Source organism: Pseudomonas sp. GW-45, assembly GCF_056896675.1.
The window spans coordinates 2,295,817-2,318,879 of the sequence record NZ_CM167674.1 but is presented as its reverse complement, the minus strand read 5'-3'; the positions used below and the strand labels follow the sequence as shown (position 1 = coordinate 2,318,879).

The following is a 23,063-nucleotide window of genomic DNA, read 5'->3' as shown; positions in this document are numbered from 1 at the left end:
CATGTCCTGTCTGTGGTATCCTTCGCGGCTTTGATTGGGCGGGTTGAGCGGTGTTGCGGCCAAATCGCCGCCGCCTTTACGGGTGAGCGCTGTGATCCCCCTTGTGCGCTTGAATAATGCTATTGGCATCAATGAGTTGCCGAAAATAAAAGGAATGCCGTTTCATGGGTGAACTGGCCAAAGAAATCCTTCCAGTCAGTATTGAAGACGAGTTGAAGCAGTCCTACCTTGATTACGCGATGAGCGTGATTGTTGGTCGGGCCTTGCCGGACGTGCGCGATGGCCTCAAGCCTGTGCACCGTCGGGTGTTGTTCGCCATGAGCGAACTGAACAACGACTGGAATAAGCCCTATAAGAAATCGGCTCGTGTGGTCGGTGACGTTATTGGTAAATACCACCCGCATGGCGACTCCGCGGTATACGACACCATCGTTCGTATGGCGCAGCCGTTCTCCTTGCGCTATCTGCTGGTAGACGGTCAGGGTAACTTCGGTTCGGTTGACGGCGACAACGCTGCTGCCATGCGATACACCGAAATCCGCATGACCAAGTTGGCCCACGAACTGCTGGCCGACCTGGATAAAGAAACCGTTGACTGGGTGCCTAACTACGACGGCACCGAACAGATACCGGCCGTATTGCCGACTCGGGTTCCCAATCTGCTGATCAACGGCTCCAGCGGCATTGCTGTGGGTATGGCGACCAATATCCCGCCGCACAACCTGACCGAAGTGGTTAACGGTTGCCTGGCGCTGATCGCCAATCCGGATATGACCATCGACGATTTGATGGAATACATCCCCGGTCCGGACTTTCCTACTGCCGCCATCATTAACGGCCGTGACGGTATTGTCGAAGCCTACAAGACCGGCCGTGGCCGTATCTATGTACGCGCGCGCTGCGAGATTCAGGACATCGACAAGGTCGGTGGCCGCCAGCAGATCATCATTCATGAGCTGCCATATCAGTTAAACAAAGCGCGTTTGATCGAAAAGATCGCCGAGCTGGTTAAAGAGAAAAAGATCGAAGGCATTTCCGAGCTGCGCGATGAGTCTGATAAAGACGGTATGCGTGTGGTTATCGAGTTGCGTCGTGGCGAAGTAGCCGAAGTGGTGCTCAATAACCTGTATCAGCAGACGCAGATGCAAGGTGTATTCGGTATCAATATCGTTGGTTTGCTGGACGGCCAGCCGCGCATTCTTAACCTGAAAGAGCTGCTGGACGCCTTCGTACGTCACCGCCGTGAAGTGGTTACCCGCCGTACGGTGTTTGAGCTGCGTAAGGCACGCGAACGCGGACACATTCTGGAAGGCCAGGCGGTAGCGTTATCGAACATCGATCCGGTTATCGCCATGATCAAAGCCTCGCCGACGCCAGCTGAAGCCAAAGTTGCTTTGATTGCGCATGGCTGGGAGCCAGGCGCGGTGGTTGAGATGGTCGAGCGGGCCGGTGCCGAGTCGTGCCGCCCGGATGGTCTGGACGAGCAGTACGGTCTGCGTGACGGTAAGTATCACCTGTCACCTGAGCAGGCTCAGGCGATTCTCGAACTGCGCCTGCATCGTCTGACCGGTCTTGAGCACGACAAGCTGCTGGCCGAGTATCAGGAAATCCTTAAGCAGATTGCTGAGTTGCTGCTCATCCTCAACAGCGAAGCGCGCTTGATGGAAATCATCATCGAAGAGTTGGAGCATATTCGCGACAACTACGGCGATGAGCGGCGTACCGAGATTCTTGCTTCGCGTATGGATTTGACTCTCGCGGATCTGATTACCGAAGAAGAGCGCGTGGTAACCATTTCCCATGGTGGTTATGCCAAGAGCCAGCCGCTGGCCGACTATCAGGCACAGCGCCGCGGTGGGCGTGGTAAGGCTGCAACCGGCGTTAAGGATGAGGATTATGTATCCCACCTGTTGGTTGCGCACAGCCATACTACGCTGCTGCTGTTTTCGAGCCGCGGTAAGGTTTATTGGCTGAAAACCTACGAGATTCCGGAAGCCTCGCGCACTGCGCGCGGGCGTCCATTGGTTAACCTGCTGCCGCTGGAGGAGGGTGAATTCATCTCCACCATGCTGCCGGTTGATGAGTACACCGAAGGGTGGTTCATCTTCATGGCGACGGCCAATGGCACCGTGAAGAAGACCCCATTGGTGCAGTTCAGTCGTCAACGCAGCGTGGGTTTGATTGCCCTGGATCTGGACGAAGGCGATACCCTTATTTCCGCGGCGCTGACCAATGGCGAACGCGAGATAATGCTGTTCTCCGATGGCGGCAAAGTAACGCGCTTCAAAGAAACCGACGTGCGCGCCATGGGCCGTACTGCGCGAGGCGTGCGCGGCATGCGTTTGCCAGCAGAACAGCATCTGGTGTCCATGTTGATTGCTGAAGCAGGCACGCAGATTCTTACCGCCTCTTCGCGCGGTTTCGGCAAGCGCACTGCGGTTGAAGACTTCCCGCAGTACAAGCGTGGCGGCCAGGGCGTGATTGCCATGGTATCCAACGAGCGCAACGGCCCATTAGTCGGCGCAGTTCAGGTAGTTGATGGTGAAGAGATCATGCTGATCTCGGATCAGGGCACACTGGTACGTACCCGCGTCAATGAAGTGTCTTGCCTGTCGCGTAATACGCAAGGTGTGATGCTGATACGCCTGGCCTCCGATGAAAAACTGGTCGGCTTGGAGCGTGTGCAGGAGCCTTCGGAAGAAGAGCTTGAAGCGATCGTTGAGCTGGACGAAGAGGGTAATCCTCTGCCGGTTGAAGCAGAGTCTGAGCCTCAAACTGACGCCGACGATGAGCAGCAACCCTTGGATGATCAGGAGTAATCGTGAGTAAGCGTCTGTTCAATTTCTGTGCAGGGCCTGCAGCATTGCCAGAGGCAGTGTTGCAGCAGGCCCAGGCCGAGCTGCTTGATTGGCAAGGCAAGGGCCTGTCGGTGATGGAAATGAGTCATCGCAGCGACGAGTTTGTCAGCGTGGCGCAAAAGGCCGAGCAGGATCTGCGCGACCTGATGTCGATTCCTGATAACTACAAAGTCTTGTTTCTGCAGGGCGGTGCTAGCCAACAGTTTGCCCAGATTCCATTGAACCTGATGGCTGAAGGCGGCAGTGCGGACTATATCGATACCGGTATTTGGTCACGTAAAGCCATTGAAGAAGCATCGCGTTACGGCGCGATCAATGTGGCTGGCAGCGCCAAGGCTCACGATTATTTCGCTATTCCCGGTCAGAACGATTGGCAGCTGTCGCAAGACGCTGCTTACGTGCATTACTGCCCGAACGAGACGATCGGTGGTCTGGAGTTCAACTGGGTGCCGCAAACCGGTGACGTGCCCCTGATAGCAGACATGTCTTCGACTATCCTGTCGCGTCCGGTCGATGTTTCTCAGTTCGGCATGATCTACGCAGGCGCTCAGAAAAACATCGGGCCGAGTGGTCTGGTGGTCGTCATTATTCGTGAAGACCTGCTCGGCAAGGCGCGCGCTAGTTGCCCTACCATGCTGGATTACGCCGTGGCCGCGCAGAACGACTCTATGTACAACACGCCGCCGACCTTTGCCTGGTATCTGTCTGGTTTGATTTTCAGCTGGCTGAAAGAGCAGGGCGGACTTGAGGCCATGAAGCGCATCAATGACGCCAAGCAGCGCACGCTTTACTCCGCCATTGATACCAGCGGCTTGTACAGCAACCCAATCAATATCGCCGATCGCTCGTGGATGAATATTCCCTTTCGTTTGGCCGATGATCGATTGGATAAGCCGTTCCTGGCCGGTGCCGAAGAGCGGGGCCTGTTGAATCTAAAAGGTCACAGATCGGTAGGCGGCATGCGCGCATCCATCTATAACGCGGTGCCGCAAGCCGCAGTGGATGCACTGGTGGCCTACATGGCCGAGTTCGAACAGCAGCACGGTTGATTTCTATGTCAGATGAAGACCAGTTAAAAGCGTTGCGTAAGCGTATCGATTCGCTCGATGAGAAGATTCTCGGCCTGATCAGTGAACGAGCTACCTGTGCCCAAACCGTGGCCCAGGTTAAGCAGAAGTCCTTGCCAGCAGACGCAAAGCCGGTGTTTTACCGGCCCGAGCGCGAAGCTTGGGTGCTCAAGCACATTATGGAGTTAAATCAGGGGCCGCTGGATAACGAAGAAGTAGCGCGCTTGTTTCGCGAAATTATGTCCGCCTGCCTGGCGCTCGAAGAGCCCCTGCGTGTCGCTTATCTGGGGCCGGAAGGCACCTTTACTCAGGCGGCTGCGCTTAAGCACTTTGGGCATTCGGTAATTAGTGTGCCCATGGCTGCGATTGATGAGATTTTCCGTGAAGTGGCCGCTGGTGCTGTGCACTTTGGCGTTGTACCGGTGGAGAACTCCACGGAAGGCGCTATTAACCACACGCTGGATAGCTTTCTTGAGCACGACATGGTGATCTGCGGCGAAGTAGAGCTGCGTATTCACCATCACCTGTTGGTGGGTGAAAACACCCGTGCCGACAAGATTTCCCGGGTTTACTCGCACTCACAGTCGTTGGCGCAATGTCGCAAGTGGCTGGATGCGCACTATCCGAACGTTGAGCGTGTGGCGGTTGCCAGTAACGCTGAAGCCGCCAAGCGGGTCAAAGGCGAGTGGAATTCCGCTGCCATTGCCGGCGATATGGCTGGTGAGCTCTATGGGCTGACCAAACTGGCCGAAAAGATTGAGGACCGCCCGGACAATTCCACGCGCTTCTTGATCATTGGCAGTCAAGCAGTGCCGCCCACGGGCGACGACAAGACCTCGGTCATCGTCTCCATGCGCAACAAACCGGGTGCGCTACACCAGTTGCTGCAGCCGTTTCATTCCAATGGCATCGATCTGAGCCGGATTGAAACCCGCCCATCGCGCAGTGGTAAGTGGACCTACGTGTTCTTTATCGACTTCTTCGGCCATCAACATGACCCGTTGATCCGTGATGTGCTCGAGAAAATCAATGATGACTCGGTAGCGCTCAAGGTGCTGGGGTCTTACCCCAAAGCGGTACTTTAAATCGTTAGCGACAAGCTGCAAACCGCACGCTGCATATTCGGCAGTCTGCTGGTTTGCGCTTGCCGCTTGTAGCTTGAGGCTGCTGTTATGACCTGTGATTTCCTCGCTCTGGCGCGTCCAGGCGTACAAAAATTATCTCCCTATGTGCCAGGCAAACCGGTCGAAGAGTTGGCCCGTGAGTTTGGTCTGCGTCCGCAGGATATCGTTAAGCTCGCCAGTAACGAGAACCCGCTTGGGCCAAGCCCTGCTGTCAAAAAAGCGATTGAAGCAGCGCTGCCTGAACTGACGCGCTACCCGGATGGCAATGGCTTTGCGCTTAAACAAGCACTTGCCACCAAGCTCGGCGTACCGACTGCCAGCATTACTCTGGGTAATGGCTCTAATGACATTCTTGAACTGGTGACCCGCGCCTTTGTTGGCCCAGAGCACGAAGTCATTTTCAGCGATCACGCCTTCGCGGTTTACCCCATCGTCACCCAGGCGGTCGGCGCTACGGCGGTATCGGTACCGGCCAAGGATTGGGGGCATGATCTGCCTGCTATGGCGGCGGCGATTTCTGATGCGACGCGCATGATATTTATCGCCAATCCCAACAACCCGACCGGTACCTGGATTGAGCGAGTCGAATTGGAAGCCTTTTTGGCCCAAGTGCCTGAGACCGTGATGGTCGTGCTGGACGAAGCCTATACCGAGTACGTTGAAACAGATGACGTACCCAACGGCATGGACTATCTGGCGCAGTATCCCAATCTGCTGGTCTCGCGTACCTTCTCGAAGGCCTACGGGTTGGCGGCGCTGCGCGTAGGCTACGGTGTGTCCAGCCCGCAGATAGCCGATGCGTTAAACCGTGTGCGTCAGCCTTTTAACGTTAATAGCTTGGCCCTTGCTGCTGCCTTGGCGGCTTTGCAGGATGAAGCCTATCTGATCGAAAGCCGGCGAATTAACCGTCTCGGCATGCAGCAGCTGGAGGATGGTTGTGCGCTTATGGGGTTGAGCTGGATTCCCTCGCGCGGCAATTTTCTAGCCATCGACCTGGGGCGTGAAGCGGCTCCCGTGTTTCAGGCGCTGTTGCGCGAAGGCGTGATCGTTCGCCCTGTCGCTAATTACGGCATGCCTAATCACCTGCGCGTGACCGTTGGTTTGCCTGAAGAAAATCAGCGTTTTCTTGATGTATTGAAGCAGGTGCTAATCAGTGGTTGATGTAACAGCGGTGTCATCAATAGCTCCCAAAATCGGGCGCCTGACGGTTATTGGTCTTGGTCTGATTGGAGGCTCTTTTGCCAAGGGCATGCGCCAAAGCGGTCTGTGCACTGAGGTCGTGGGTTGCGATCTAGACCCTGTTGCCCGTCGTCAGGCTGTTCCATTGGGTGTAGTTGACCGGGTGTCGGCCGACGTAGCCGAGGCGGTCGAGGGTGCCGATCTAATCATGCTGGCGGTGCCGGTTATGGGGATGCATGCGGTGCTGCAGCAGCTCGCGGCGTTGCCGCTGGAGCGCACAGTGATTACCGATGTTGGTAGCACCAAAGGCGCCGTGGTCAAAGCCGTGGCAGAGGTGTTTGGCGAGGTGCCGGCCAACTTTGTACCGGGGCATCCGATTGCCGGCTCTGAAAAAAGTGGCGTAGAAGCCGCCCGTGCGGATCTATTTAAACATCATAAAGTGATCCTGACGCCGGTGGAAAACACCAGTGAGCAGGCTCTGGCGTTGGTCCAGCAATGTTGGCAAGCGCTGCAGGCAGACGTAGAGCAGATGAGTCTGGCGGACCATGACGAAGTGCTGGCCGCGACTAGCCATCTGCCACATCTACTGGCGTTTTCACTGGTCGATACCTTGGCTGGGCGTAACGAGAATCTGGAGATTTTCCGCTACGCCGCTGGCGGCTTTAGAGATTTTACCCGCATCGCTGCCAGCGATCCGGTGATGTGGCGTGATGTGTTTTTGGCCAATCGGGACGCGGTGTTACGCAGCCTGGATGCCTTTACTCAAGATTTGAGCCGCTTGCGCGATGCGGTCGAAAGCCGGGATGCCAACACACTGTTGGGCGTATTTACCCGAGCCAAGTCGGCGCGCGAGCATTTCAGTACTATTTTGGCCCGGCGGGCCTACATGGAACCTATGCAGACTAAATCCATTAATTTCGTCGCCAGCCCCGGCGGCAAAGTGCAGGGCCAGATTCGCGTGCCCGGCGATAAATCCATCTCCCATCGCTCCATTATGTTGGGCTCGTTGGCTGAGGGTGTGACCGAAGTCGAAGGATTTCTGGAAGGCGAAGACAGTCTTGCCACCTTGCAGGCTTTCCGCGATATGGGCGTGGTCATCGAAGGTCCGCACCACGGCCGCGTGACTATCAACGGTGTAGGTCTGCACGGCTTGAAAGCGCCGCCCGGTTCGCTGTACCTGGGTAACTCCGGCACGTCTATGCGCTTGCTTTCTGGTCTACTCGCCGGACAAGCCTTTGATACCGTACTGACCGGCGACGCCTCCCTGTCCAAGCGTCCCATGGGTCGCGTGGCTAAACCTCTGCGTGAAATGGGCGCCCAGATCGATACGGGTGACGAAGGCGGGCCGCCGTTGCGCATTGGTGGTTCTGGTCGCTTGATGGGCATGGATTACACAATGCCGATGGCCAGCGCTCAGGTTAAATCCTGCGTGCTGTTGGCGGGTCTCTACGCCTCGGGCAGCACCTCGGTTACTGAGCCGGCGCCCACCCGCGACCATACCGAGCGTATGCTCAAAGGTTTTGGTTATCCGGTCAAAGTGGATGGCGCCACGGTCACTATCGAATCCGGTCACACCCTGCAAGCCTGCAAAATCGATGTGCCGGCCGATATTTCTTCCGCAGCTTTCTTTATGGTGGCTGCCAGCATCTGTGAGGGCGCCGACCTGCTGCTTGAGCACGTTGGGATTAACCCCACACGTATCGGCGTGATTAACATCCTGCGAGAAATGGGCGGCAATATTGAGCTGAGCAACGAACGTGAAGTCGGTGGCGAGCCAGTCGCCGACATCCGCGTGCGTTATGCGCCGCTCAAGGGTATCGAAATCCCGGCTGATCAAGTGCCCTTGGCGATTGACGAATTCCCCGTGCTCTTTGTGGCGGCCGCCTGCGCTGAAGGGCGCACTGTGTTGCGCGGTGCCGAAGAGCTGCGGGTAAAAGAGTCCGATCGCATTCAAGTGATGGCAGACGGCTTGATCTCGCTGGGCGTCAAGGCCGAGCCCACGCCAGACGGCATCATTATCGACGGTAGCGAGATTCGCGGCGGCAGCGTAGAGAGCCACGGTGATCACCGTATTGCCATGTCTTTTGCGGTTGCTGCATTGCGCGCCAAAGGTGAAATTCACATCAATGACTGCGCCAACGTGGCGACATCATTCCCGGACTTCGTAGGCTTGGCGCAACGCGTCGGCATGCAGGTCCGTTTGGAGGAGAACGCGTGACTGAACAAGCTATCCCGGTGATCACCATCGATGGCCCTGGCGGGTCAGGGAAGGGCACCATCGCCGGCTTGCTGGCCAGTCGACTGGGTTGGAAATTGTTGGACTCAGGCGCCCTTTATCGAGTGCTCGCATTTGCGGCACAAAATCATGGCGTCGCACTCAGCAACGAAGTTGCACTTGAGGCATTAGCCGCGCACCTGGATGTGCAGTTTGTTGCCGGCGCGGATGCACGCGAGCAGCATATTATTCTCGAAGGCGAAGAAGTGACTCGGGCGTTGCGTACTGAAGCCACCGGCGCTGGCGCCTCCCAAGTTGCCGCGTTGCCGGCTGTGCGCGCTGCCTTGTTGCAGCGTCAACGCGCATTTCGCGAGCCGCCGGGCTTAGTAGCGGATGGTCGAGATATGGGCACCGTCGTGTTCGCCGACGCCGCATTAAAAATTTATCTGACCGCCAGCGCTGAGGAGCGGGCAGGTAGACGCCATCGGCAGTTGCTCGAAAAGGGTGAAACTGCTAATCTTGCGAGTCTTCTCGATGAGATCGTCGCGAGGGATGATCGGGATATGAATCGCAGCATCGCGCCCTTGCGGCCTGCTGAAGATGCAATCCAGGTAGATTCCACGTGTATGGGCATCGAAGAAGTACTTGAAATGGTTCATCGGGAAGCGCTAAAACGCGATCTGCTGAACTGATCAGACTGCTCTATCCGGGCAACCAGCCAAACCGGAAAGGGCATTGATACCATCAACCCACGCAAGCTGGTGGCGTGGCGGGTAAGTGGCTGCACAGCGCGCTCTTGAGCGGCTGAGCGGTAGCTGCCTTTATACTTAATTTACAGGATTCCAAATGAGCGAGAGCTTTGCCGAACTTTTTGAAGAAAGCCTAATAACCCTTGATATGGAGCCAGGCTCCATCATCACCGGTATCGTTGTGGACATCGACTCCGATTGGGTCACCGTTCACGCCGGTTTGAAATCAGAGGGTGTTATCCCACGCGAGCAGTTCCTGAACGATCAGGGCGAACTGACTATCCAAGTGGGTGATGAGGTTCACGTTGCACTGGAAGCCGTTGAAGACGGTTTCGGTGAAACTAAACTTTCCCGCGAAAAGGCCAAGCGCGCCGAGTCGTGGAAGGTTCTCGAAGCTGCTTTCGCTGCAGAAGAAATCGTCAAGGGTGTTATCAACGGCAAGGTCAAAGGTGGCTTTACCGTCGACGTCAACACCATTCGCGCGTTCCTGCCTGGTTCTCTGGTTGATGTGCGTCCGGTTCGTGACACCACTCACCTGGAAAACAAAGAACTGGAATTCAAGGTCATCAAGCTGGACCAGAAGCGCAACAACGTTGTTGTTTCTCGTCGCGCTGTCCTGGAAGCCGAAAATTCCGCCGAGCGCGAAGCTCTGCTGGAAACGCTTCAGGAAGGCCAAGTGGTCAAGGGTATCGTCAAGAACCTCACAGATTACGGCGCATTCGTCGATCTGGGCGGCGTCGATGGCCTGCTGCACATCACCGACATGGCGTGGAAGCGTATCAAGCATCCGTCTGAAATCGTCAACGTTGGCGATGAGATCGATGTCAAGGTGCTGAAGTTTGACCGTGAGCGCAATCGCGTTTCTCTGGGTCTGAAGCAGCTGGGCGAAGATCCATGGGTCGCTATCACTGGTCGTTACCCAGAAGGCACTCGCGTTACTGCCAAGGTCACTAACCTGACTGATTACGGCTGTTTCGCAGAGCTGGAAGAAGGCGTAGAAGGCCTGGTTCACGTATCCGAAATGGATTGGACCAACAAGAACATCCATCCTTCTAAAGTTGTCAATGTTGGCGACGAAGTAGAAGTTATGGTTCTGGATATCGACGAAGATCGTCGTCGCATCTCCCTGGGCATCAAGCAGTGCAAGATGAACCCATGGGAAGAGTTCTCCAGCAAGTTCAACAAGGGCGACAAGATCTCCGGTTCCATCAAGTCCATCACTGATTTCGGTATCTTTATCGGTCTGGACGGCGGCATCGACGGTCTGGTTCACCTGTCCGACATCTCCTGGAACGAAGCCGGTGAAGAAGCGGTACGTCGCTTCAAGAAAGGCGACGAGATCGAGACTGTTATCCTGTCTGTTGATCCAGAGCGTGAGCGCATCTCCCTGGGCGTCAAGCAGCTGGAAGACGATCCGTTCTCCAACTTCGTGTCCCTGAACGATAAGGGCACCATCCTCACCGGTACTGTTAAAGAAGTTGATGCCAAGGCTGCTATCATCACCCTGGCCGACGGTATCGAAGGCACGCTGAAAGCGTCTGAAATCAGCCGTGACCGTGTTGAAGATGCTCGCAACGTTCTGAACGAAGGCGATGCAGTCGAAGCCAAGATCATCAGCATCGACCGTAAGAGCCGCGTCATCAGCCTGTCCATCAAAGCGAAGGACGTTGAAGACGAGAAAGAAGCCATCCAGGACCTGCGTAAGCAGGAAATGCTGGCAGCTGGTCCGACCACCATCGGTGATCTGATCAAGCAGCAGATGGAAAACAAAGGCAACTAAGCCTTTGCATCTAAAAAGGGCGACTTCGGTCGCCCTTTTTTTTGCGCGTTTTTTGCGTGCAAGTGGCAATCTACAAGTGCGACCCAAACCCACTTCTGGTTATCGATTGCACGCGATACTCCCAGGAAAACGCGGCACCCATGGAAGGCCGGATTCCATCCCGGCCAGCGGCGTATACACGTGTTAAGTTGTGGAGCCGGGCTGCGCGGTAAGCGGTTTTTTATTGGGGTGTTGGTTCGCGGCGTTGTTGTTGGTACGTACATGGCATCAGCGACTGTGTTTTTGGTCAGGGCGCTGTTCGAAATGGAACTCAACCTTCCATAAACCCATTCCGTGGACTCTCCTGGCCCCAAGTCGGCTGCGCGTTGGATACAGCGCTGCTGGCCGCTTTTCGCTTATAGCTTGCTGCGCCCGAGCGGGCTAGCACATATCAGGCTGTTCAAAGCTAGTCAAGCATGGTAAAACCGTGTAAAACGAAGCTACTCGCTTGATAAAAAAGGGAAAACCATGACCAAGTCGGAGTTGATCGAGCGCATTGTCGAGCAACAGGGGCAGTTGTCGGCGAAGGATGTTGAGCTTGCGATCAAAACCATGTTGGAGCATATGTCTCAGGCACTTGCTACCGGGGAGCGGATCGAAATTCGAGGGTTTGGCAGCTTTTCGTTGCACTACCGCGCGCCACGCGTTGGCCGTAACCCTAAAACGGGTGATGCGGTGGAGCTGGAAGGTAAGTTTGTGCCACATTTCAAGCCCGGCAAAGAGTTACGTGATCGCGTGAACGAGTCGCTGGAAAACAGCTGATCTGGTATGTCTCTCCCGGGCCCTGCGTTATACTTCGCCCTACACAAATGGATGCGGAGTAGTGTGGCATGCTATGGCTAAAGCGCGCGTTGCTGATTATTGTCTTGCTGCTGGTGGCATTGGCAACAATGGATTTCATGCTGGAAAACCAGCAAACCACCACGCTGCAGTTTCTCGAAATTCAGTCGCCTGAATTGCCGCTGTCGATTTATATTGTCTTCGCTTTTATTCTCGGCAGTATTTTGGGTGTCTTCATCGGCTGGTTGATTACCACTCGGCTGCGTTTGAAATTGATGGTGCAGAGCAACGAGCTCAACCGTTATCGCAAGGAAGTCGATAAGCTGCGCACCCAAGCTGTCAAAGGCTGATCCCATGCAGGAACTACTGTTCCTTGGCTTGTTTGTGGTGGCCTTGGCGATTGGCTGGTTCCTCGGACGGCGCGAAGCAATCAAAGTAGGCTTCATGTTGCAGCCGCACGGCAGCGCCATTGATCGCCAGTATTTCATCGGCCTTAACTATCTGCTCAACGAGCAGCCGGATGAGGCGATTGAAACCTTCATTCGTGCCTTGGAAGTGAATCCTGAAACGGTCGAAACCCATATCGCCATAGGTAAGCTGTTCTGTCAGCGTGGCGATGTGGAGCGCGCGATCAAAGTTCACCAAAACTTGCTAGCCAGACCCAACCTGACGACACAGCAGGCTGACAGGGTTCAGCTAGAGCTGGCACGTGACTATCTTGCGGTAGGTATGCATAACCGCGCAGAGCGACTGCTCGAAGAGCTGGGGAGCTCCTCGTCAAGTTTACGTGGTGAGGCGCTGGGTGACCTGGTTACTGTCTACGAGCAACAGCGCGACTGGCTTCAGGCAACCGAGATCGGTCTGCGATTATTGCGCGAGCGCCCTGACTTCGCTGTTATCCAGGCACACTACTATTGTGAACTGGCCGAAGAGGCGATTCGTGACCGTGACATCAATCGCGTGCAGGTACATCTGCAGGCTGCTTTGAAGGTCGATCCAGCCAGCACTCGAGCAATGTTGATGTTGGCTGACCTGGAAGAGCGGCAAGGACACACCCGTGCCTTGCTCAAGTTGTTGCAGCGAGTGGCACTTGAGTCACCGGATTTTGTTCCGCAGATATTGCCGTTGGCTAAACGCTGCGCGGATAATGGTGACTTTGATCTTGCCGCCTATCTGGATAAGGTACTTGAGCGGCCGGAGCCGCCCATGCTGCAAACCGTATTGGCACGCAGTGCGCAGATTGAACAACAGGAAGGCGTCACCAGTGCCCAGCGTTTTTTGCTCGCTTGGGTACAGCAGCAACCTTCTATTGGCGGCACTCTTGGTTTGCTAAAGCTGCAACCGCACGCTGTAGTGCAAGCGGAGGAGGCTGGCATGCAGGTGCTGGAGCAGCTGTTGGAGTCCTTGCAGCAACAACGCCCGCTGTATCGCTGCGAGTCATGTGGTTTTGCCGGGCAAAAGCTGTATTGGCAGTGCCCTAGCTGCCATGGCTGGTCAACCATTAGACCATTGAAGGGTTATGAGGTGGTCTGAGTAATAATTCGTGAGTATTCAAAACAGGATGGAAAGTATGTCTAGCACTAGCCCAATTATTGTCGCGCTGGATTTTCCTGATGCGCCTTCGGCAATGAGCATGGCTGATCAGCTTGATCCGGCGCGCTGTCGCGTGAAGGTGGGTAAGGAGCTGTTTACCAGTAGCGGGCCGGCGGTAGTGGAAGCGCTGCAACACAAGGGTTTCGAAGTCTTTCTTGATCTCAAGTTTCACGATATTCCGAACACCACGGCCAGTGCGGTGAAGGCCGCATCTGAACTGGGCGTATGGATGGTTAACGTGCACGCCGGGGGCGGCCGAAGGATGATGGAAGCCTGTCGCGATATTCTCGAACGCCGCAGCACTCGGCCTTTGTTAACAGCGGTTACTGTTCTAACCAGCCTGGAGCAGGAGGACTTGAAAGAGGTGGGTGTTGATATTGAACCTATGGTTCAGGTGCAGCGCCTGGCGCGTTTGACGCAAGAATGCGGTTTGGATGGCGTAGTCTGTTCCGCGCGCGAAGCAAAAGCGCTTCGTCATGCGCTGGGCGATGCGTTTTTGTTGGTAACGCCGGGTATTCGTCCTGCAGAGAGCAGTGCGGATGACCAGAAGCGCATCGTGACTCCTTCACAGGCGCTGGAGAACGGCAGTAGCTACTTGGTTGTTGGCCGGCCAATAACCCAGGCCGAGAACCCTGCGCGGGCGCTGGAGGCGATTCTCGCTACGCTTTGAGTGGGGAGAGGCTGCGTACGGTGCTCTCGCACCCGCTGGCCGGGATGGAACCCGGCCTTCCACAAAGCCAGCCAAGTGAGATATCTGAAAGGTTGGCTAAAAGAGCGGCCAATTAAGGGCGAGCGGAATGAGGGCTGTTAATGGAAGGTCGAGTTCCACTCGATTAGCGGCGCCCAACGCACCCACTCTGATCGCGACTGCCCCCGGCCCTTCATAAAGCCACCGGGGTTAAATCTCTCAAGGGTCGATTAAAAGAGCTGTTAACTCAGCGCTAGCAGGGGCGCTGTTAATGGAAGGTCGAGTTCCATCTCGACCAGCGGCGCTCAATCCACCACTACTGGCCGAGCTAATCGCTGGTCTTCCGTGAAGCGCAGTAATGAATCTATTTACTGATAAAGTTGCAGAAAAAGCTTAGGCGACGAAAACTTATTCGCTGATCTGGGACTGCTGATAATTTTCCAGGCCAACCTTGTCGATCAGGCTCAGCTGGGTTTCCAGCCAGTCGACATGCTCTTCTTCTGACTCGAGGATACCCTCAAGCAGCTCGCGGCTACCGTAGTCGCCGACCTCTTCGCAATGAGCGATAGCAGCTTTCAAGTCAGGGATGCCCTTCATTTCCAGCTTCAGGTCGCATTCGAGGATTTCACGGGTATTTTCGCCGATCATCAGGCGTCCGAGGTCTTGCAGGTTAGGCAAGCCTTCAAGGAAAAGCACGCGCTTGATCAGCACGTCAGCGTGCTTCATCTCGTCGATTGATTCGCGGTATTCGTGGGCTCCCAACTTATCCAGCCCCCAGTCTTGCAACATGCGGGCGTGCAGAAAGTACTGGTTGATGGCGACCAGTTCATTGCCCAGGATGGTATTGAGGTGCTGGATGACTTTCTTGTCGCCTTTCATGATCGGGACCCTTAAAAATGTTTAGTTTTCAAGTGTGGGCCGGCGATAGGCTTCTGTCAAATATAAGTGTTTGAAAAGAAAGGAGTTAAAAATGATTATCAGTCGGTGTTCGCGAAGCAGAATCAGGCCGCAATAAATTGGGCATTCGCTATGGCTGCTGACTGATTGCTGGTCATATTTTCCAGCAGGATGGATTTGCAATCACGTGCACATTTGCCACATTGCGTCGCCACGTCCAGATCGCTGCGCAGGTCGCGCATGGAGCAGGCGCCCTGGTTTATGGCGTCTTTAATCTGGTTGTCAGTAATACCTTTGCAGAGACAAACGTACATGCAAGCTCTCCGGTCGTGGCTCTTTCGGCTGATGCATTGCATGCTAATGTTAATGAGAATGATTGTCAAAGTTTATAGTTAACTTTTATCACTACTGCAATCGAGCGCCTGCAGGTCTTCTAAGAGCTCCTCCAATTGAGTTGAGAAGTGCTTCTTCTGCTTGGCCGTCGCGGCGTGCATGATGCCCGTTAGTAGCTGGCTAAAGGCAAGTTTGGAGCCTGGTGCTTGCTGCGCATAGGCGGGCGTTTGCAGTTGGCGATAATCGACCAGCAAATGACGGATGCGCTGACTAAAGTCGTTCTGTTGGCGAGTCGCTAGCTCGTCAAAGAGCAAGCCCTGCCAATGCCGTCGATTATCCAGCCAGATTCGGTTGCTATCATCACGGCTACGGCTGGCGGCCCATTGTTCGACTAAGGCCTTCTGTGGTGTGTTCAGGCGCCCTAGCCAGCGTTCCAACAAGCTGCTTAGTTCTTTAATGCTGTGTTCTTGCCGCTCTTGCAGTGGCGGGGAGGCCAGCTCTTGATATTGTTCATCGAGGTGCTCATCCATGTTGCTGCGCAGTTCCTGAATCTGGTCATCATCCAGACGCTGCAGTAGGCCACTCATCAGTGGAGCAGTACGCTCTAATAATCTGTTGGCGGAGGCTTCTGCCCGTTGCATATCAGCTTCGAGGCTTTGTGGCTCTAGATCGGCTGATAGCAGGCGCTTACCAATGCGAGTGAGCTCTTGATGGTAACGCGGGATCTCCTGTTGGCAGTGCCATTGCAATGTGCCTTGCAATTGATTGTCGAACCACGCCTGTTGGTTGGAGTTCAAGTCCACCAGCTGATTAACCTTGCGGCTGATTAACCAGTCGAGATTACGGTAAGCCAGTTGAGTGGCACTGCAGCCGGCTAACAATAGAAGACATAGCGCAATAGCAGCGACCTGGACTCGTGATCCATGGTGGGTCAGGTTGCTTTTGCACTGAATTTTCAATCGCCGTCCTTTTAATCGAAAGCGTTGCTGATAATAGCTTCAATGATGCCTGTAGTGACGCTAATCAGTACGGCATCCTCTCCAGCTTGACGCCAGTCATAACCGTCGTAGTGCGGCAGACGCTGGTTGAGGCGAGGGTCAATCTGCTTGGCGATGCCCGGTGGAATAGGCTTGCCGCGAGCGAGGTTTTTGCGGATACCGGGTGGCAGACTGGTTCGGTTGTCTATGTATTCTTGGTGGTCGCGAAACACACTGCGAATAAGCTGGGTATCTAAATCAATGTAATCATCGTGTTGGTCGTGCTGAGTATCCTGGTGCCGGTCGCGATCTTTGTTGTGCCCTTGGTTTGAATGGTTATCGGGTTTGGCTTGAAGTGGAGTAGCCAGCGCCAAGGTGATCAGGCTGGTGGCAAACAGAAGGGCTTTGGAGGATCGCATAGTAGGTGGTGCTCCGGGGCTATCGGTATTGGTCGCTGTTATGGCGTTATAACTGTTTTGAGCAGTGGGGTGCCTGGAGGTTCAATTAGTTGACTGCGCGGGCTCACGCACTTTGAGCATCCATATCAAGCTCCAGATCAGGGCGCCGGCTCCTAACCAGAGAGTATCCGGTAGCTGCCCGCCCTGATCGAGCCACAGTCTTGCCATCCAAGGCGCGAGTAATTGCGTGAGACCGTAAAGGGCGATTAGTGCGGCCGACAGCCTTGGGCCTTGGTCCGGTTGCAGAGCACGGCCCAAGCGTTGGGTCAGCAGTACTGCGCCGAGAAAACTACTGCCCATAAACAGCGCGCATAAAGGCAGGCCTATACCTGAAGGCAGCAGTAGCGCAGCGAACACGCTGGCGCTTTGTATTGCATAGTTGGCGATCAACGCGTTGCGATCGCCTATACGCTGCCCCAGCTTATTCCATACCCAGGCAGAGGGCAGCGTGGCACATGCCAGTATCAGCCAGCTTTGACTGACCATTGGGTGCTGATTGCCTAGCCGCAGACTGGCGATCATTGGTAGAAAGGTCATGGGTAGGATGTAGCCTAGTCCTGCGCCAGCGTAAGCCAGAAACAGCGGTCGGCTATGTCGGTCGAGCAGCGCGCGCCGCGCGGATTTTTTGTGTTGATGCTCTGGGGCCAATTCCAGACTTGAGAGTACCCAGGCGCCCCAGATAGCCAGCGGCAAGCTCAGTAATGCGGCGGGCCACCAGCGTTGTGCAGCATGCAGATCGAGAATCGGCGGGTTGGCTAGTAGCCCCGAAATGACCAGGCCACCGCCCACGCCGAGATAGGCCAAACCGCTCAGCGCAATACGTTGTCGTGCGGCCAGCCATTCCATCAACAAGGATGGCACCATCACGAAGATCATGCCGTTACTCAGACCATTGGCAAGCCGTAGCCCCAGCAGGCTGTTGAACTGATTGCTTTGCGTTAGGCAGAGCAGCGTAAGGCAATGCAGGGTAAGAGCCGCAGGTATGGCAATACGCAGCTGCTGCGGGTTATGCCAGCGAATGGCGACCAATGCGCCCAGCAAATAGCCTACGTAATTCCAGCTCGCCAGATCCGCCGCTTGCACCATGCTGAGCTGGCCATCGCCGACCAGGAGCGGCAACAGTGGCGTATAAATAAACCTCCCCAGCCCGTGCACAACCAAGAGTAGGCACGCGGCCGCACCAACGGCGGTACTGGGTGCGGGCTGACGTTTCTGCATGGGTTTGCTCTCTTGGTGGGGTAAACGCTCTGAATTAAGCGTTGCAGACACTACACCCAGGCTAAGGGATGATCCAATAATGTATATGAATGTTGCATATCCTTGCGCGTTATTGATGACTAATTGCGTCGATTTAGAGTGGTTTTATGGGGTATTTGCTGCGAAGTTCTTGGTTTATATAGATCGAGCGGGGTTGAGGGTTCAATTGTGCGGTGACTTCAGGCCACTATGTATGACTGCTCAGCCAAAGAACCTTGGTATAAAGTAGACAAGCGTTCACAGCGCAGGCTCTCCGTATCCTGCCTGACCCGAGACGACAACGATAATAAAGCGACCGACAGGTACGCAACGTTCTCACCAGGAGATAGGCATGTCCGAATCCGGCGTACTTAAACGCTCGACCATTCTTATTCACGGCTCTATTGGCATGCCGCTGGCTATCATTGGCTACCCTCTGGTGGTCTATCTGCCGCCGTTCTACGCCCAAGAAGTTGGGCTCAACATGGCGTTGATGGCGTTGGTGTTGGTCTTCGCACGTATCACCGACGTCATTACCGACCCCTTGATCGGCACCCTCAGCGACCGCTGGCAAACGCGGTTTGGGCGTCGCAAGCCCTGGCTGGTGATGGGGGTGCCCTTAATGCTGATCGGCACCATCATGATTTTCATGCCTCCCGACGGTATAGGGATCGCCCATCTGCTGTTCTGGACGGTGCTCATGTACCTGGGCTGGACCATGGTCACGCTGCCCTACGGCGCCTGGGGAGCCGAGCTCTCTAACCTTTACCATCAGCGCAGCCGTGTGGTGGCTTCACGCGAAGGCTTTGTGCTGATCGGCCTTTTCCTGGCGGCTTTGGCACCGGCCATAGTGCAGGCGTTGGGTGCGCGGTATCAGGCAGGGCATACCGATGGCTTCCTGATGGAATCGGCTGTTTGGTTGTTTGGAAAGAACGGCGAGCTGGGGATCGGTTACGGCCCGATTCTCGCGGTGATGGCCTGGTTGATGATTATTCTACTGCCACTGACGGTTTTTCTTGTGGTGGCGCGGGTTAAAGAGGCGCCGCCGCAATCGGTGCAGCGCACAGATTGGAAGAAAGGCCTGCGGGTGCTGAAAAACAACGGCCCGTTCAAGCGCATGATTCTGATGTTGCTGGTCGTAGTGATGGGTGAGTCATTTCGTAATGCGCTATCCGTGTTCTTTATGCAGCACGTGATACAGATTCAAGCGCAGATTGGCTTAATGTATCTGTTGTATTTTGGGGTGGGTATTTTAGGGATTCCTTTCTGGCTGTTCGTCGGCAAGCGGATTGGCAAGCACAAGGCCTTTTGTCTGGCGTTGGGGATTTCCAGCATCAGTATTCTCGGTATGTTTTTTCTGCAGGCAGGCCAGCTCACCGCGTTTGCGCTGATGTTTTGCGTTAAAGGCTTCTGTTTCGCTGCGTTCCAATTCCTGCCGTTGTCGATGCTGGCAGATATTGTTGATCTCGATACCGCGCGCAGTAAAGAGCATCGCACCGGGCTGTTTTTTGCCATTGCGGGCATGGCACAAAAAATGGCGATGGCCTTGGGGCTGGGGTTATCGTTGGGGCTGCTGGCCCTGGTTGGTTTCGACGCTAAAGAAGTGGAGCACAGCGCCAATCAGCTGCTGTCTTTACGCATGCTCTATATTTTGGGGCCAGTACTCTTATACATGACTGCCTTCGCGATTGCCTGGAAGTATCCGCTAACCGCTGCGCGACAAGAACGCATCCATCAATGGGTTGAGCGACGCAAAGTGCGCTTGGCCGTGCCCTCCTGAGTGCTTGTACGGAGTTGCTTGTTTGATTTTACAAGCAGGCAACTCCGTTTGAAGCTCTCGCGCTGTCAGTAGTGCATCACCGGTGGTTGTTTGCGACTCAGGTGCAATAGAAGAGATTTTACTGATTTTCATCTCGCTCTGATCAGGTTTCCTACCGTTTACCTCGCTTCCTTGGGTATGCTGACGTCCTTCATTGATTGGATGCTTTGGCACAAGGAAATACAGGCCCATGTCTGAACACTCACAATTCCGCTTGTTGGGCAGCAAGCGTTTTCTGCCGTTCTTTCTCAGCCAGTTGCTGGGCGCCTTTAACGACAACCTGTTTAAACAAGCGCTGATTCTCGCGATCCTGTTTAAGCTCAGTTTCTCGGCAGACAGTGATTTGCTGATCAATCTGAGCGCCATGCTATTTGTGCTGCCTTTCTTTTTGTTCTCTGCCTTGGGTGGTCAGTTTGGTGAGAAGTACCCTAAAGACACCCTGATTCGCCGCATCAAGCTGGGTGAGGTGGGCATCATGCTGGTAGGTGCCTTCAGCCTATGGCAGGGCAGCCTGCCGTTGATGTTGTTGGTACTTTTCGCGATGGGTACGCAATCTGCGCTTTTTGGCCCCGTAAAGTATTCAATCTTGCCGCAGCATTTGCAGGAAGATGAGTTGATCGGCGGTAACGCATTGGTTGAAATGGGCACTTTTCTGGCGATTCTTGGCGGAACCCTGTATGCCGGGTTATTGATGTCAGGGGTGGCTTGGGCGCACTGGGTTGGCGCTTCAGTGATAGTCGTCGCGGTACTTGGTTACCTGTGCAGTCGTCGCATACCCGAGGCCCCTGCGGCCTTGCCAGAACTGCAGCTGGACTGGAATATATTCCGTCAGTCCTGGGCGATATTGCGTCTGGGGTTGAGCAAACAAGTGCCCTCGGTTTCTCGCTCAATACTGGGTAACTCGTGGTTTTGGTTTCTTGGCGCCACTTACCTCACGCAGATCCCGGCATACGCCAAAGAATTTCTGTTCGGCGACGAGAGTGTCGTTACGCTGATTCTCACGGTCTTTTCGGTCGGTATTGCCCTTGGTTCAATGCTCTGCGAGCGGCTGTCAGGGCACAAAGTGGAGATCGGTTTGGTGCCCTTCGGGTCCATGGGACTGACCGTATTTGGTCTGTTGCTGTGGTGGGTATCAGGCTCAGTCGTCCCCGGCGATCTTGCCTATACCTGGACCGAGCTCTTAACCCAGCCCGCGGCTTGGTTGGCAATGGGTAGTATTCTTGGCTTGGGCATCTTCGGCGGTTTCTACATCGTACCCTTGTACGCCTTGATTCAATCACGCACCCAAGAGGAAGAGCGTGCCCGCGTGATTGCGGCCAACAACATTCTGAATGCGTTATTGATGGTCTGTTCTGCGATTCTGTCCATCGTTCTCTTGGGCATTGCCGGCTTCAGCATTCCGCAAGTGTTCCTGACGATTTCGCTGCTCAATATAGCGGTCAACCTTTACATCTTCAGTGTAGTGCCTGAGTTCACCATGCGCTTCTTGATATGGCTGCTAGGGCATTCCATGTACCGGGTGGAGCATCAGAATCTGGATGCCATACCTGATGAGGGTGCCTGTGTGCTGGTGTGCAATCATGTGTCATTTGTCGATGCATTATTAGTGGGCGGGGCGGTGCGCCGTCCGGTACGTTTTGTTATGTACTACAAAATTTACCGGTTGCCGGTCCTCAACTTTATCTTCCGCACAGCGGGTACCGTACCCATTGCCGGTCGACAAGAAGACGAGGCTATCTACGAAGCGGCATTCAAACGTATCGATGAATATCTACAGGCAGGGGAGGTAGTGTGTATCTTCCCCGAAGGCAAGCTGAGCGCGGATGGCGAAATAAGTGAGTTTCGCAGTGGTATCAGTCGGATTTTGGCAAGCAACCCAGTGCCGGTGATTCCGTTGGCTTTGCAGGGCTTGTGGGGCAGCTTCTTTAGTCGCGATCCACACAAAGGCTTTTTCCGCCGTTGCTGGTCTAGGGTAGGTTTGGTAGCAGGAGAAGCGATAGCGCCAGATCAGGCTGAACCAGCGGTGTTGCAGGAGCAGGTGCAGACTCTACGCGGTGACCGACGTTAGAGTCTATACACTTGATCCCGGCCGAAAGGCCCTATGCTGCGGTAGTCTTATTCTGCCGCTTTAGCGGCAACTGCTGGCTTGGCTGCTGGCTTGCCCGCGCGTGGTGAGCTATAGGTTTGACCACTCTTGCCATTGGGGATTTTCTGGATTTCGCCACCGGAAGACAGAAAGGCTTCAATCTGGTTGTCGATTGATTTGCTAGTAGCAACAGCGGCATCCGCTTTGCGTTTGGCAGCAGTGGTTTTGGGTGCGGTCGTTTTTGCAGCTGCAGGTGCTTTTGGCTCAGTCGTTTCGGTGGTCTTGGCAGTCATGGGGGGCCTGTGTTGTTAGCAAGTAGTCGGCCAGTTTACCCGTTTTTTTACTTATTTGCTTAGCTTTCTCTTGACCTCGGCGCGGTCAGGCTTTAGTGGTTTGGGTTATTGCGTCCGATGATTGCGTGGAACATTGCGTCGCTTTCAGACATCACGTCTACCCCTAAACCGTGACTAGCCTGCGTTACTGCCTACTCGTTTCCATCAGAGCAGACAAGTGGCGGAGATTTGTTGGGAAGGATGTGTTTGTGCAGATCGGGCAAGGCAGCTAACTCGAAGGGTTACGCCGCTGGGTTGCTAAAGGGCATGATCCAGCTCACCCCAGCGGCGCGTCACGCATCAACCAATTTTAATGCTGATGCCCACCAGTCCCATGCGCATGCCCATGCGCCATCTCATCTTCACTCGCCGCACGCACATCCAAAATATCGATAGTAAACGTCAGCTCGCGACCCGCTAGCGGATGATTGCCATCAACCACCACCTGAGATAGCCCAGGCTTAATAACCGTTACCTGGCGCGGACCTTCTTCAGTTTGCAGCACAGCAATCATGCCGGGCTTCCACTTTTTGGCACCCTGCAAGCGCTTGGCTTGTACTTTCTGAATAGCGTTGTCGCGCGGCTGGCCGTAAGCCTTATCTGCTGGAATGGTCACGCTAAAGCTGTCGCCGGCGCTGCGGCCTTCCAAGGCCTCTATCAAGCCGTCAATTAAACCGGCCTGACCGTGTAGATAAAGCACAGGGTCGTGCTTGCGCGAGCTTTCTACCGGCCCATTGCTGTCGGACAGGTCGTAGTGGAATTGAACAACAGTTTTATCGGAAATTTGCATCGTGAGAATCCACACAGGCTGAATAATGAAAGTACGCCATTATCCAGCCTCAAAGCGCAGATT

General features: G+C 54.9%; 20 protein-coding genes. 13 read left to right on the top strand and 7 right to left on the bottom strand.

What is annotated here, in order from left to right; all coding sequences use genetic code 11:
- Nucleotides 1-164 precede the first annotated feature (164 nt).
- The 11 genes from gyrA to pyrF all read left to right on the top strand — a co-directional run bounded on the left by gyrA (nucleotide 165) and on the right by pyrF (nucleotide 14,054).
- On the top strand, nucleotides 165-2,819 hold the full coding sequence (gene gyrA / locus AC1XYH_RS10485) for a DNA gyrase subunit A (protein WP_483323144.1): 2,655 nt from the start codon (nucleotides 165-167) through the stop codon (nucleotides 2,817-2,819).
- Nucleotides 2,820-2,821: 2 nt separating this feature from the next.
- Nucleotides 2,822-3,907: a 3-phosphoserine/phosphohydroxythreonine transaminase gene (gene serC, locus AC1XYH_RS10480; RefSeq protein WP_483323143.1), complete on the top strand. Its 1,086-nt coding sequence runs from the start codon at nucleotides 2,822-2,824 to the stop codon at nucleotides 3,905-3,907.
- A gap of 5 nt (nucleotides 3,908-3,912) precedes the next feature.
- On the top strand, nucleotides 3,913-5,010 hold the full coding sequence (gene pheA, locus AC1XYH_RS10475; protein WP_483323142.1) for a prephenate dehydratase: 1,098 nt from the start codon (nucleotides 3,913-3,915) through the stop codon (nucleotides 5,008-5,010).
- A gap of 87 nt (nucleotides 5,011-5,097) precedes the next feature.
- Nucleotides 5,098-6,210 (top strand): histidinol-phosphate transaminase, encoded by a 1,113-nt coding sequence (gene hisC / locus AC1XYH_RS10470; RefSeq protein WP_483323141.1) that lies wholly within the window; start codon nucleotides 5,098-5,100, stop codon nucleotides 6,208-6,210.
- Entirely contained in the window at nucleotides 6,203-8,446 is a 2,244-nt protein-coding gene (locus AC1XYH_RS10465) for a bifunctional prephenate dehydrogenase/3-phosphoshikimate 1-carboxyvinyltransferase (RefSeq protein ID WP_483323140.1), read from the top strand. Before hisC ends, AC1XYH_RS10465 begins: the two co-directional genes overlap by 8 nt.
- The gene (gene cmk, locus AC1XYH_RS10460; protein ID WP_483323139.1) at nucleotides 8,443-9,135 is read left to right on the top strand and encodes a (d)CMP kinase; all 693 of its coding nucleotides are present in this window, start codon (nucleotides 8,443-8,445) and stop codon (nucleotides 9,133-9,135) included. The genes AC1XYH_RS10465 and cmk overlap by 4 nt, the downstream gene beginning before the upstream one ends.
- A gap of 154 nt (nucleotides 9,136-9,289) precedes the next feature.
- Nucleotides 9,290-10,972 carry a 30S ribosomal protein S1 gene (gene rpsA, locus AC1XYH_RS10455; RefSeq protein WP_483323138.1) on the top strand — a complete coding sequence of 561 codons (1,683 nt, stop codon included), beginning with the start codon at nucleotides 9,290-9,292 and terminating at the stop codon, nucleotides 10,970-10,972.
- Nucleotides 10,973-11,479: 507 nt separating this feature from the next.
- A complete protein-coding gene (gene ihfB / locus AC1XYH_RS10450; protein WP_123891158.1) occupies nucleotides 11,480-11,773 on the top strand; it encodes an integration host factor subunit beta in 294 nt (97 codons plus the stop codon).
- Nucleotides 11,774-11,841: 68 nt separating this feature from the next.
- Entirely contained in the window at nucleotides 11,842-12,141 is a 300-nt protein-coding gene (locus AC1XYH_RS10445; protein WP_483323137.1) for a LapA family protein, read from the top strand.
- A 4-nt stretch (nucleotides 12,142-12,145) separates the two neighbouring features.
- On the top strand, nucleotides 12,146-13,324 hold the full coding sequence (gene lapB / locus AC1XYH_RS10440) for a lipopolysaccharide assembly protein LapB (RefSeq protein ID WP_483323136.1): 1,179 nt from the start codon (nucleotides 12,146-12,148) through the stop codon (nucleotides 13,322-13,324).
- Between the two features lie 37 nt (nucleotides 13,325-13,361).
- On the top strand, nucleotides 13,362-14,054 hold the full coding sequence (pyrF, locus tag AC1XYH_RS10435; protein ID WP_483323135.1) for an orotidine-5'-phosphate decarboxylase: 693 nt from the start codon (nucleotides 13,362-13,364) through the stop codon (nucleotides 14,052-14,054).
- Between the two features lie 426 nt (nucleotides 14,055-14,480).
- Here pyrF and bfr read toward each other — a convergent pair whose 3' ends face one another.
- From bfr to AC1XYH_RS10410, 5 genes are all read right to left on the bottom strand, one after another.
- The gene (bfr, locus tag AC1XYH_RS10430; protein ID WP_483323134.1) at nucleotides 14,481-14,951 is read right to left on the bottom strand and encodes a bacterioferritin; all 471 of its coding nucleotides are present in this window, start codon (nucleotides 14,949-14,951) and stop codon (nucleotides 14,481-14,483) included.
- Nucleotides 14,952-15,073: 122 nt separating this feature from the next.
- Entirely contained in the window at nucleotides 15,074-15,283 is a 210-nt protein-coding gene (locus AC1XYH_RS10425; protein ID WP_483323133.1) for a bacterioferritin-associated ferredoxin, read from the bottom strand.
- Nucleotides 15,284-15,361: 78 nt separating this feature from the next.
- The gene (locus tag AC1XYH_RS10420) at nucleotides 15,362-16,261 is read right to left on the bottom strand and encodes a DUF6279 family lipoprotein (RefSeq protein WP_483323132.1); all 900 of its coding nucleotides are present in this window, start codon (nucleotides 16,259-16,261) and stop codon (nucleotides 15,362-15,364) included.
- Between the two features lie 11 nt (nucleotides 16,262-16,272).
- A complete protein-coding gene (locus AC1XYH_RS10415) occupies nucleotides 16,273-16,698 on the bottom strand; it encodes an anti-virulence regulator CigR family protein (protein ID WP_483323131.1) in 426 nt (141 codons plus the stop codon).
- Nucleotides 16,699-16,779: 81 nt separating this feature from the next.
- Nucleotides 16,780-17,955 (bottom strand): YbfB/YjiJ family MFS transporter, encoded by a 1,176-nt coding sequence (locus AC1XYH_RS10410; RefSeq protein ID WP_483323130.1) that lies wholly within the window; start codon nucleotides 17,953-17,955, stop codon nucleotides 16,780-16,782.
- Between the two features lie 370 nt (nucleotides 17,956-18,325).
- Between AC1XYH_RS10410 and AC1XYH_RS10405 the strand changes: the two genes are divergently transcribed.
- A complete protein-coding gene (locus AC1XYH_RS10405; protein WP_483323129.1) occupies nucleotides 18,326-19,753 on the top strand; it encodes an MFS transporter in 1,428 nt (475 codons plus the stop codon).
- A gap of 229 nt (nucleotides 19,754-19,982) precedes the next feature.
- The gene (locus tag AC1XYH_RS10400; RefSeq protein ID WP_483323128.1) at nucleotides 19,983-21,860 is read left to right on the top strand and encodes an MFS transporter; all 1,878 of its coding nucleotides are present in this window, start codon (nucleotides 19,983-19,985) and stop codon (nucleotides 21,858-21,860) included.
- A gap of 47 nt (nucleotides 21,861-21,907) precedes the next feature.
- On the opposite strand, the gene AC1XYH_RS10395 is transcribed toward AC1XYH_RS10400, so the two are convergent.
- Nucleotides 21,908-22,171 (bottom strand): hypothetical protein, encoded by a 264-nt coding sequence (locus tag AC1XYH_RS10395; RefSeq protein ID WP_483323127.1) that lies wholly within the window; start codon nucleotides 22,169-22,171, stop codon nucleotides 21,908-21,910.
- 349 nt (nucleotides 22,172-22,520) lie between these two features.
- The gene (locus tag AC1XYH_RS10390) at nucleotides 22,521-23,000 is read right to left on the bottom strand and encodes an FKBP-type peptidyl-prolyl cis-trans isomerase (RefSeq protein ID WP_483323126.1); all 480 of its coding nucleotides are present in this window, start codon (nucleotides 22,998-23,000) and stop codon (nucleotides 22,521-22,523) included.
- Nucleotides 23,001-23,063 lie beyond the last annotated feature (63 nt).